An 11,895-nucleotide genomic window follows, 5' to 3' on the forward strand; every position below is an offset into this window, starting at 1 on the left:
AAGAGGCTGGATTAATTATTTTGGGAAATTCAATCCATCAGCCATGAAATATACACTTCAATGTATAGAACGTAGGCTAGTAAAATGGGCAATGTGTAAATATAAGAACCTTCGTGGTCATAGAAGACGGGCAGAAAAATGGCTCACGTCTGTAAGAAAACGAGAGCCGAGATTGTTTGCACACTGGAGCAAAATGTATTCGTATTGTTAGATGATAAGAGCCGTATGAAGGGAGACCTTCACGTACGGTTCTGTGAGAAGTTTGAGGTGAAAATCCTCCTACTTACTCGACTGAGAGGTCGGGAGATTAATTAAATCTCCCTCCTACTCGATTTTAATTATTTAGCATATACTTGAACATTGGTTGATCTCACAACAATACATGCGTTTTTGCCTTTATCATGTAATGTGTTTGTAGAATAGAAATGGCAATTATCACATTTATCCAGTGTAGAGTAAGATTCTTTCAATGTTAAGTTATTAAATTTTCCGTTATTGAAGCAAATCTTTTTATTTTTAGTACCAAATGTCATAAATATGCATCGGTAAGAACCTGTAGATCCACTTGAATTAAATGTACATCCATCCACAGTAAGTGTGGAGATATCTGAAAAGTTCTTACCATCTTTGTCATGGTAAATAAAGAACAGAGAAACAGCATTTTGATAAGGTTGTAGATTTTTACTACTTATATTGAAAACACAATTGTTATATTTAACTTCCGATTTACCCCATAAATTTCCCATCTTTGTTAAATACATAGAAGGACTATTAATATTGAATGTAGCTCCGTTCACATCACAATTAGTGAATGTACCATCAACAAAAGATAAGACATTATCATTGTTACAATATGCGTTTGTAATAGTTCCACCCTTAATATGAATATCTTTAGCATTACAATACCAGAAACCAATTGATTCATCGTTTAATGTGGTATGGAAATTGCAATTGGAAATATTTATGTTTTCAATTTTGCTTGGGCTGGAATCGGAGGCACCGCTAAACCAAAGACATCCGCCTAATAATTTTTTACTCGTTGAAAGATTTGAACCGGAATTATTATAAAATGTAGAGTTGGTTATTTCTACATTTTTATAGTATGTACCTTGCTTAAACCAAACCAATATAACAGTCTTTTTGATTCCAGATGGATTGTTAGTAGTAAAATTACAATTATCAATTAAACAGCGAGAAGTATTACGTAATGTCAAGAATATTGCATGGCTATAATCACTAACACCTTGGAATTTCTGACCACTTGTTAATGGGAAGTTAAAATTTAAATCATGTAGCTCAAATGGGACATCTGCTGTAGGACTGTTAGTGGTGATGACGCCTGTGTATTTTGTGTAGTAATTTGACGCAACCTCTAATGTAGTATTATTTCCATAATACTTAAGAGCAGTCATTGATAATGGCTTATCAATGTAATAAGTACCCTTGTTAAAAATAAGTCCACTAACATTTCCAGCTGCCAAAGTCATAGCCTTATTAAGCTTGTCTGAAATGGCATCACCAGGGAAAATGTTAAAAAGGGCAACATTTACAGGTTGATTGGAATCATAAACCAATGATGCAATATTTCCATTATTTAGTTTGATATTAAATACATTATCTACTTTTTTTGGTGCTTTAGCCAAAATAGTGTACTGAGCTGCTCCACCGTCAAATTGAGTAAGATAGCCATTAGTTTTGACAGTTAAACCTGGCTGCACATTTGCTGCCATTAAATCAGATAATGTAGCAAACCTAACAATATTTGATTTGCCAATTTCAGGTTTACTAGTAATATATCCAATTACTTCAAGGACATCTCCAACCTTTACTATTTTATTCCAACCAATACCTAGATCTTTTGAAAGATAGTTGGAATAATCAGGTGCACTTATAATTGCTGAAGAAACTGCTTCATCGCCATATTTATCACCTGATGTATTAACGAGACCATCGCCAATACAGGTTTTAGAACCTGATTCTGAATTCTCTACATAGAACATTGCTTCAAAAACACCAACTAGTGGAGTATCATCCTCAGGAATATTAATAGAGTGATTACTGCCCACAATAAAAAATATTGTTGCAACCAACATAATGATTATTATGGAAAGTATTTTTTCTCTAGTTAGTCTATTATACAAGCCCATATAATACCTCCTAATAATTATATAAATATGTAAAAAAAATTAATAATGTTAAGAAAAAATTACAAACATCGTCTAGCATTATATCATATAATTAATCAAACTACCACCCAAATATTCGTCTAATAAAGTCCATCCAACTACCACCACTATTACTTGGAGCCGGTGTTGGTGTAGGAGTAGGAGTCGGCTTTGGTGTAGGAGTAGGAGTAGGAGTAGGCTTCGGTGTAGGAGTAGGAGTAGGCTTCGGTGTAGGAGTAGGAGTAGGAGTAGGAGTAGGCTTCGGTGTAGGAGTAGGAGTAGGAGTAGGCTTTGGTGTAGGAGTAGGAGTAGGAGTAGGAGTAGGAGTAGGAGTAGGAGTTGGTGCAGGTGCCTTAGGCACTGTTATAGACTCTTCAGGAGGTCCTTCTTTGTCTCCCACTGAGATTACAGGCTCTGGTGCATCAATTCCAGGAACAGGTTCATCAGTAATAGGTTCTGGAATTGGAGCATCTTCACCATCATAAAAATCTGTTCCTAAATCTAAATCGTCAAGAACAGGCTCTGGTTCTGGAGCTTCGCCAGATAATCTAAATGAAATATTACTCATTGTGTCTGGTAAAGTGCCAGATTCAAGTGAATAGTGAACGGATTCACCTGTGGTACAACGTACATAGATTGATCTAATTGACATTTTTCCAGCTTCAAATCCAGTAGAGACATCAGGATTTGCATACCACAAGTCATCAGAAGTATTCACAAACTCATCTAGTTTAGGATTAAAATATCGGCCTCTAGATAAACCTACATTTATGTATTGATTTTCAGCAAAATCTTGAAAACAAACCTGAGCATACGCTATCTCATAATCCTCTTGAGATACATTCATTGTAATTAAAGGATTACTTTGACCAATTACATTGTTGCTTGAAACACTAATAGTGATTTCTGGATCGAATTCTTCAATTTCGTCTTCTTTAATATAGCCACAATAAATACATTTTTCATCTTCATCGAAAGTACATTCTTCGACCTGCTCGTATTCGCAGTCAACTTCTTCATCTTCACCAGATGTAGGATGGATTTTACCTTTGCATTTTACTGTATGTGTGCCATCACCATTACTGATGTACACAAACTCATGCTCATGTTCTTCCTCCTCTTTATCAGATGGCTCATCTGATGTTGATTTTTCCACTGCGGCGGGATCCTTTGGTTCAATTCCGGCAGTATCCTCATCATAAGGAGTAATATCCAAATCGAGCAACGTTGAAGAAGATGCATCGACAGGCAGTGTTAGTGTATCACCTTCGGGTTCTTCAGTTGGAGCATTTGGTTCGGTGACTGGTTCGGACGTAGCAGGAGCTTCACTGGTTTCTGTAGAGCTGCTTTCCTCGACCACGGGAGTTTCCTCTGGCGAGTTTTCAGTAGCCAAAACAGTGATTGGTGTCAGTGCAAGAACTGCTACTAATAGAATTGCGAAAGACCTTTTCATATATTACAACAGCTCCTTTCATGGTAAATTTGTCACTGTAAATAAAGTGTAGGTAATTACTATGAATAAACTGTGTAATATTTGAAAAAAGAGATTAAAAAAATTATAAAAAATATGTTTTCTGAAAATATACTCCCTTTTGTATAACATGTGGCAAATGACCCATATGTAAAATAAGAGGGAACGAAGATTACTCTTGTCTGTATTCTAAAAGTAATACAACATATAACATAAGAAACGGATACATATTTGCTGTATTTAATGTTGATAAAATATATGCGATAAACATCAATATGTAAATACGATTGTGTTTACAAAGAAGTAATAATGCTAATATACAAAATAACATTCCGATGGTTCCGACGAGACCTTCGTTGCAGAATATTTCAACGATTCCTAAATCGTAGCTACCCACAGGGTGCCAATGGTTATCCCAATAGTAATGAACGTCGGCTCGTTGCTGTGCTCCGGCACCCAAGCCCAAAATAGGATTGATTCGTGAAGTATATAAAATGCCAGATAATTGTCTTATTCTGGAACGTGAGCCATGTGAATTTGTACCAAAACTAGTATTGGCAGGCGCACCTTCACTCAAATCAAAATCAAAACCCACTTCGTTTAAGACTGATTTTCCTGAGGTAACATAATAATATTTGTAAAGTGGATTTTGCAAACTTGCTACAGCAACAAAGACAAAAATGCAGGCTACAATAGTAATACAATTTTTGGAAAATCTAATTCTTGCTTCTTTTGTTCGAATGACATATATAAAGTAGATAAAAAGTAGTACTGCTAAATACATCATTACAGCTCTAGAACCAGAGTGGACAATAGCCAAACTGCATAATCCGACTGAGACCAAATATCTTTTAAAACTTGTTTGTTGGTACATATATAGGATAAGCGGAAGCATAAGGATACACATATTGCCATATGTGCCAGGCATAAGCAAAGATGTAGTCGCACGGAGAAGACCTAGTCTATAATAGTATTCATTTACCATTCCTCGGGAAACAGTATAAAGCGCATTAAATAAACGAACTCCGCTAAGACTTTCTAGGATGCCTAAAATAAAGAAAATGGTCGCTGTATAAACAAGTATTTTCATGGTTGTGTTTATTTCTTCCTTTGTAGGAGCAAGTAAATAAAACGCTATAACAAGTAGCAGCTGTTCAAATATTATCTCCATAATAGCTTTCGCAGGCTGCGTATATTTAGGAAGGTAGTAAATATTTGAGACTAGTCTAAAAACAAAATAGCCAATCAATAATTTATATTCTAATGATAGCTTTTTAAAACTAAACTCTTTCAAATTCAAAGATTTTTTCCTATTGAAAAAAGCATAGAAATAAAAAACGATAAACATAATTCTTGATGCTGTTAAAATTGGTAAAGAACTGGAAACCTCCAATCCATAATATTTCGGAAGAAAAAGCATACATGGAATAAAGAGGTAAAGATATTTCTTCTTAACAAAGCAATATATATTAATAATAATCAGTAGTAATGTGAATATAAAAACAAACATGAGAATAATCCTTTTAGTTTTCTTTATTTAATAAAATGTCCCTAATATCATTAGACACAATGTCGGTGGAAAATTTTCTGGCAAACAGATACTCTCCTTCATGTAGTTCAAAGAAGTCATCTTTACTGAAGGTATATGGTTTGCCGCGTCCCCAGTCCAAATACCTCATATTTTGATATTCCAAAGAATGGTTTTTATTTCCGTACCAATTATCTTTATAAGGAGACATGTTTAACAATGTCTGGACAACTATTTCATCGCAAATGTATGTGTTATAAAAATACTTTTTGATAAAGGATTCTTTACCTATGATATAGTGGGCAAAATCATCTGTGATGCTAAACCAGTTTGAACCCTTTGCCAGATAACTCTGAATATCTTTCACCCTGTTAACATGAAGTATCTTTTCAAAAATCAAAATTACATCGCGTAATATCTTAAAAAAAGAAATTCGTTTTCGACCGACATATTTTTGAAGTAGATAATAATATCGCGTACGCCGAAATGCTAGGGACGAAGAGTCTTCATTGTCGAAATCAACAAATTCATAACCTTGATTTGAATCAAAAAAATTATGGATATATGTTTGAGACTTCAATGGCATATCAACTCCGGATAGCAGATGATAATAACTATATTTTTGATGAGCAGAGGCTGCTTTCAATAAAGAAAGTGAGGCTTCGAACAGGGAATAATCTCCCCAGCGTACGTCAATCTGATTCACAAAATATAGATTATCTGTAGGAACTGATTTTGTAAGGTATTCACAATCGAAATCTGTAGCCTTAGAATCTACCATGATATAAAAATCATTACGTGGATCGTTCAAGCAATCTATAAGGAAATTCAACTGTTTCCAATTGTTGTGACATATTATAAGATAAGCGTGTTTACTCATATTATTCTCCGTAAAATTACTTCAAAATAATTATATCTTATAGAAAATAAAGTATCAATTAATGTATAAATAATGTTGAAATAGATAAAGTGTGTATTTTTTGTGAAAATATACAAAAAATAAAAATTATTGCTTGTTAATATAAATTATTTTATCACTATACATGGTTTGGGTTATGATGATATAATCATTTACATTGCGAATAGTATCATTTTATAAAGCAAGGAAGGATATTTGGATATGATTAAAAATGAGTTAGAAATTGATGTGGGAAGATGTTTTAACGCACTTCTTCTTAAGAAAAAATTTATTATTGTTATTACAATACTGTTTTTTATTATTGGGATGGGTCTGACTTTAAATGTTGGTGAGGATATGTATACAGCAACATCGACAGTTTACGCTGCAGCTGATGGTAATTATGCAGATGCTACAAATGCTGTTACAGCCATGAATGCTTACTTAAATGTAGCTAATTCTTATAAAGTGTGCCAAAGAGCAGCATTTATAATCGGCCGTAGTGATGTTGCAGCGACAGATGTTCAGGGAGCTGTATCTGTAAGCTCATCTTCTACAAAGAGCTCAACTGCTACTATTTCAAGTTTTATGAATAGTTCTGCTACCATTATTAGTTTTAATGCTACAACAGTAGATCCTGCTCTTTCAATGGAGATGGCAGATGCAATGGCTCAGTCATATGCCATTGAGATGGCTGAGATTCTTAATACAGATTCGGTAAAAACATTAGATAATGCATATACATACCACAAATCACATGATGCCCAGAAGAGCGCATGGAAAAAGAGAGCAATGTTTTTAATGGGTGGTTTTTTGTTAGCATGTCTTATTGTGGTTGCTTGCGAGATTTTTGATAGAAAAGTCCGTACGATTCGTGAGGCTTCACTTAGAGAAAGTATTCCTGTAATCGGAATCATTCCAGATTATAAGGGATAGGAGGTGCCAAATTGAAAAAGCTAGATATATACAGAAATGATAATTATGTGTTAAATGATGCCTTTGATCAGGCAGTTATGAATCTTCATATCCTAAAAAAACAAAATGGGTACAAAAGTTTTGCCATATGTGGATGCGAAGCAGGCGATGGTACTACTACTGTTGCAATTAATCTTGCGGCTGCTCTTGCAACTTCAGGATGGAAAACTGTTCTTATCGATGGTGATATGCGAAAGAAGAATCGCTACAAGAGGTTAAATGAAAACGTCTCAGAAGGCTTATCGGATTACCTCATGGATAGAGTAACTCTTGACAAAATAATATGTGAGACTACAACAGAGAATCTTTCTTACATACCTTGTGGGGAATTGATTGATAATCCAGTGCGACTTCTTTGTTCAAATAAAATGGATATAGCTAGAGAAGAACTTGCTAGTACATATGATTTTATCATATATGATATGCCAGCTATAGATGCTGCTATGGATGCAAAGGTAATTTCTGTTAATGTTGATGCCACTATTTTGGTGTCTGCTATTGGAGAGACCACAAAACAAGGTCTTATTGATGCCCTAAATGCACTTTCAGATGTTAAAGCAAACGTTATTGGAACTATAGTTAATAAGCTTGATATGGAACAGTATGTAAGAATAAATGCTGATTACGACTACTTCCAAAATGAGCGATATGCTAAGAAAAATAATAAGAAAGGCTAGGGGCAGAGATGAGAAAGCTTAACAAGATTTTAAAGACAATTATTGTTTGCCTCTTTGCTATTATTTGTTTAGGAACAAATATAACAATGGTGGCAAATGCAACTGAGGGTGAAGGTTCAGTTGTAGCAATCGTTGAAATACAAAATTATTCAGTAGAAGGTGGCATGATTGAGGCAGGAAAGGAGATTACAGTTAATTTCACACTTCATAATGCATCCAACTATTTAAATGCCAGCAGTGTAATAATGACACTTAATAATTCAACGGGCATCATATATCCATCTTATGGTAAATCTAATCAGGTATATGTAGGTAATATTTTGGCTGGAGGAACAAAAGAAGTATCAGTTCCTTTGGTAATTGGCGATACATTTTCAGGTACAGCAGTGGATTTAACATGTCAATTTGAGTATATATCACAGAACTCAAGAATGACCAATACGTCAACAATTGTTATTCCAACATCTGGTGGAAGTACAATTGGAGTAAAATCAATTGATGTTAGTTCACATGCTATTGTAAATGGTAAATCGTTACTGGCGTTCAGTTATGTAAATCAGAGCTCTGCAAATATTACAGATGCAAAGCTTGTTCTTGATGGTAATGTTTCTTCAGCGAGTAAAGAAATCAAATTAGACACTGTATATGCTGGAAAAAGTTATACAAATGATTATTATGTGATTTTTGATGAGGCAGGCAATCAAACGATTAATGTTTCACTTCAGTATACAGATGCTGATGGGGAAATAGTTGTTAATGATTTGGGAAGTTTTGATATTACAGTTAGCAAAGAAAGTGTTAATTCTGAAGATGAGTCCAATATTGCTCATATTGTTGAGCTTGTTGGAAAGGTTGGAGCCCTAGTCTTTGCAGTTTTAACATTAATTGTAATAGCAATTTACGTGAAAAAAAGATAATTTTATCGCATTATTTAGGGAGATTTGGTAATGAAAATAGCTATGATAGGTCACAAAAGAATTCCATCACGCGAAGGTGGAATCGAAATAGTTGTAGAAGAGCTTGCTTCTAAGATGGTGGCTGAGGGACATGAGGTCTATGCTTATAACAGAGCAGGACATCATGTTTCAGGAGCGGAAAATGATATACAAGTTGGTAAGATGTATAAAGGTATCCACCTCATTACAGTTCCTACATCTCAAAAGAAAAGCTTAAATGCTACTATTTATTCAGTGCTGGCTACATTACATGCAGTTTTCCATCACTATGATGTTATTCATTATCATGCATCTGGTTCTTGCGCTATGTTATGGCTGCCACATTTGCTTGGAATACATACAGTTGCCACAATTCATGGCATCGATAGTCAGAGGGCGAAATGGGGTGGATTTGCTACCAGATATTTAGAATTTGGTGAGAAATGTGCAGCAAAGTATGCTGACGAGCTTATTGTTTTATCTGAAGGAAATAAGAAGTTCTTTAAGGATAAATATGGACGTGAAGCTACACTTATTCCTAATGGAATAGGAAAACCTGAGATTCTTGAAGCTCAGGAAATTACAGAGCAGTTTGGATTAAAGAAAGATGAATATATCCTGTTTTTGGCACGTATAGTACCAGAAAAGGGGCTTCATTATTTGATTAAGGCTTATAAGCAAATTCATACTGACAAAAAACTTGTTATTGTTGGTGGTACAAGCCATAGTAACGATTATGTTTCTAAAATAAAGCGAGCTGCGAGAGAAGATGACAGAATCATGCTGTTAGGCTTTCAACAGGGAAAAGTACTTGAGGAGCTTTACTCAAACGCGTATTTATATGTACTCCCAAGTGATGTTGAAGGAATGCCGATTTCTCTTCTTGAAGCAATGAGCTACGGAAACTGCTGTCTTGTAAGTGATATAAATGAGACAGCCGGGGTTGTTGCTGACAAGGGTATTACCTTTAAAAAAGGTGATGTAGATGACTTGAAGGAGAAGCTTATCCAGCTTTTAGATAATAAAACAGAGGTATGTGCTTACAAGGAACAAGCGGCGGATTATGTCCTTGGAAAGTATAATTGGGACGACGTGGTGACTAGAACAATTGAACTCTATAAGTGTGGATTGAAAGCTTTGTAAAGTGTTATGAAAAAGATAGCAATTATTGCACCTTGCGTTCTTCCGGTTCCTGCCTCTATGGGCGGGGCCGTTGAAGAATTAATTACATGCATTGTTGATCAAAACGAAATATCGAAAAAATTTGTAATTGATTTATATACAATTGCAGACAGTTCTTATAATCTAAAGAAATATTCGTATACTAATATTATTCCAATTTCACTAGATACTATTACTTCAAAAAAGGATAGAGTTTGCGATAAGTACTATAGAAGTATCAAGAATAAAAGTGCTAAGCGATTTTTTGATAAGCAAATTATATCCACATTTATAGAAGAATCATCAAAAATGGATGGTTCTTATTTTGCTGTAATTATTGAAAATCAAATGTCCTTGGCTATAGAGTTGTTAAAAAGAATCGATTATTCTAGAGATTATCCTATATATTTTCATATGCATAATGATGTAGATATCTACCGTTCCCCAGAATATATTTCAACATTGACAAGAAATGGCGTGCAGTTTATTGCTATAAGTGAGTATATTAAATCTCAGATTCAAAAGTATTCAAAAGATGCTGTTGTACATATGCTGTATAACGGTGTGAAGCTTGATAGGTATTCTATGACTACCAGAGTAGCTGATGGGATGGTTAGACTTCTATATGCAGGAAGAGTTATTCCTACTAAAGGTGTTAAAGAAGCTGTTGAAGCCTTTAAGCTTATGATTAGCCATATTTCTGATGAATACAAAAATATAGTTACGCTTGATATATATGGTTTTTCGGATAATCCTACAGCTTATGAAAAAAAGATATATAAAATGGCCAAGGAATATCCAGAACAGATATTTTGTCATAAACGTCTCACAACTAATGCGATGGCCGAGAAATATAATGATTTTGACATAGTGGTTATGCCTACTATTGATGAAGAACCATTTGGGCTAGTTGCATTAGAAACTATTGCAAAGGGGATGGCTCTTATAACAACCAATTCTGGAGCTATTCCAGAGGTGGTAGGTGAAGGAGCTGTTATAGTAGATAAGAATTCAGATTTTACACACACTCTGTCTGTTCAAATGGAAAAACTAATTCTTGATTCTGAATATAGAAAAAAACTTGGCAAAAAAGCCTTTTCTGAGGCAAGAAGAGTTGTGGAGTTTGACATAAATACCTATTATTATAAACTAGTGGATATTCTAGACACAGAATGTTCACAAAATAAGATTTCCATTATTGTTCCTGTTTATAATGTTGAAAGGTATTTGGAACGATGCGTTAAATCGTTGATAAATCAAACCTACACTGATTTAGAAATAATACTTGTAGATGATGGATCAACAGATAACAGTGGTAAGCTTTGTGATGAGCTTGCAGAGGTAGATTCCAGAATAAAGGTTATCCACCAAAATAACCACGGATTATCGGGAGCAAGAAATTCTGGTTTAGATGTATCAAGTGGTAGATATATATTCTTTGTGGATAGCGATGACTATATAGATACAGATACATGTGATAAATTGCTTGCATCGGCTATTAGGTACAGAGCGGATGTGGTTGCATGTGGGATTAGTAAGGTGTTTGACACTAAGCCAGAAGCTCCATTTACTAATAGTAAATCAGGAATGTGGAGTGGAAGAGAAGCAGTCATGGAAATGATGAGCAATAATAACATTTGCACTACAGCCTGGAACAAGCTTTATAAATCATCTCTTTGGGATGAAATAAGATTTCCGGAGGAACGTTTGCACGAGGATGAGGCTACCACATATAAAATATTGTATAAGTCAACGTTAGTTGCTTATGTACCAGATTGTTTTTATAAGTATTATCAGAATCAAAAGAGCATCATGTCTTCAGGTCTAGAAAATAGATATGGAGATTATGTTATTGCGCTTAAGGAGCGTATACATTTTTTTAAAAGCAAAAATGAGGCTGTTTTGGCTGATTACTCAATCCTGGTACTTTTAGAATATATTAAGTATGTTTATAGGATGACAGAAGATGACAAGAACATCCTAAAAAAACAATACAATCATCTTATCAGGGAGTACAAAATTCCACAGAATATAAACGTAAAGAAAAAACTTGCTTTATATCTATGGAAATTTATAAAGGTTTAA

General features: G+C 34.5%; 10 protein-coding genes. 6 read left to right on the plus strand and 4 right to left on the minus strand.

What is annotated here, in order from left to right; genetic code table 11:
* A partial coding sequence (locus BMZ41_RS13345) for a group II intron maturase-specific domain-containing protein (RefSeq protein ID WP_304442051.1) occupies positions 1-211 on the plus strand: 211 nt, incomplete at its 5' end.
* 127 nt (positions 212-338) lie between these two features.
* Here BMZ41_RS13345 and BMZ41_RS13350 read toward each other — a convergent pair.
* The 4 genes from BMZ41_RS13350 to BMZ41_RS13365 form a co-directional block, all read right to left on the minus strand.
* The gene (locus BMZ41_RS13350; RefSeq protein ID WP_090530445.1) at positions 339-2,147 is read right to left on the minus strand and encodes a hypothetical protein; all 1,809 of its coding nucleotides are present in this window, start codon (positions 2,145-2,147) and stop codon (positions 339-341) included.
* Between the two features lie 100 nt (positions 2,148-2,247).
* Entirely contained in the window at positions 2,248-3,618 is a 1,371-nt protein-coding gene (locus BMZ41_RS15875; RefSeq protein WP_242942069.1) for a hypothetical protein, read from the minus strand.
* A 190-nt stretch (positions 3,619-3,808) separates the two neighbouring features.
* Positions 3,809-4,936: an O-antigen ligase family protein gene (locus BMZ41_RS13360; protein WP_177184236.1), complete on the minus strand. Its 1,128-nt coding sequence runs from the start codon at positions 4,934-4,936 to the stop codon at positions 3,809-3,811.
* A gap of 223 nt (positions 4,937-5,159) precedes the next feature.
* Positions 5,160-6,044: a beta-1,6-N-acetylglucosaminyltransferase gene (locus tag BMZ41_RS13365; protein ID WP_090530452.1), complete on the minus strand. Its 885-nt coding sequence runs from the start codon at positions 6,042-6,044 to the stop codon at positions 5,160-5,162.
* 240 nt (positions 6,045-6,284) lie between these two features.
* On the opposite strand from BMZ41_RS13365, the gene BMZ41_RS13370 reads away from it, so the two are divergent.
* From BMZ41_RS13370 to BMZ41_RS13390, 5 genes are read left to right on the plus strand one after another with little or no spacing between them, the layout of a single operon-like run.
* Positions 6,285-6,998, plus strand: coding sequence for a Wzz/FepE/Etk N-terminal domain-containing protein (locus BMZ41_RS13370; protein ID WP_090530454.1), 714 nt, complete (start codon positions 6,285-6,287; stop codon positions 6,996-6,998).
* Between the two features lie 11 nt (positions 6,999-7,009).
* Entirely contained in the window at positions 7,010-7,714 is a 705-nt protein-coding gene (locus BMZ41_RS13375) for a CpsD/CapB family tyrosine-protein kinase (RefSeq protein ID WP_090530458.1), read from the plus strand.
* Positions 7,715-7,722: 8 nt separating this feature from the next.
* Positions 7,723-8,631 carry a COG1361 family protein gene (locus tag BMZ41_RS13380; protein WP_090530461.1) on the plus strand — a complete coding sequence of 303 codons (909 nt, stop codon included), beginning with the start codon at positions 7,723-7,725 and terminating at the stop codon, positions 8,629-8,631.
* 30 nt (positions 8,632-8,661) lie between these two features.
* Complete coding sequence (locus BMZ41_RS13385; protein ID WP_090530464.1) at positions 8,662-9,792, plus strand: glycosyltransferase family 4 protein; 1,131 nt, start codon at positions 8,662-8,664, stop codon at positions 9,790-9,792.
* Between the two features lie 6 nt (positions 9,793-9,798).
* Positions 9,799-11,895 carry a glycosyltransferase gene (locus BMZ41_RS13390; RefSeq protein ID WP_090530468.1) on the plus strand — a complete coding sequence of 699 codons (2,097 nt, stop codon included), beginning with the start codon at positions 9,799-9,801 and terminating at the stop codon, positions 11,893-11,895.

This window comes from Pseudobutyrivibrio sp. UC1225 (assembly GCF_900115215.1).
Taxonomy (GTDB): domain Bacteria; phylum Bacillota; class Clostridia; order Lachnospirales; family Lachnospiraceae; genus Pseudobutyrivibrio.

Bases quoted from the DNA above. Each gene is read 5' to 3' on its own strand.
- BMZ41_RS13350 (WP_090530445.1), bottom strand. From the start codon at position 2,147: ATGGGCTTGTATAATAGACTAACTAGAGAAAAAATACTTTCCATAATA.
- BMZ41_RS13385 (WP_090530464.1), top strand. From the start codon at position 8,662: ATGAAAATAGCTATGATAGGTCACAAAAGAATTCCATCACGCGAAGGT.
- BMZ41_RS13390 (WP_090530468.1), top strand. From the start codon at position 9,799: ATGAAAAAGATAGCAATTATTGCACCTTGCGTTCTTCCGGTTCCTGCC.
- BMZ41_RS15875 (WP_242942069.1), bottom strand. From the start codon at position 3,618: ATGAAAAGGTCTTTCGCAATTCTATTAGTAGCAGTTCTTGCACTGACA.
- BMZ41_RS13380 (WP_090530461.1), top strand. From the start codon at position 7,723: ATGAGAAAGCTTAACAAGATTTTAAAGACAATTATTGTTTGCCTCTTT.
- BMZ41_RS13365 (WP_090530452.1), bottom strand. From the start codon at position 6,044: ATGAGTAAACACGCTTATCTTATAATATGTCACAACAATTGGAAACAG.
- BMZ41_RS13370 (WP_090530454.1), top strand. From the start codon at position 6,285: ATGATTAAAAATGAGTTAGAAATTGATGTGGGAAGATGTTTTAACGCA.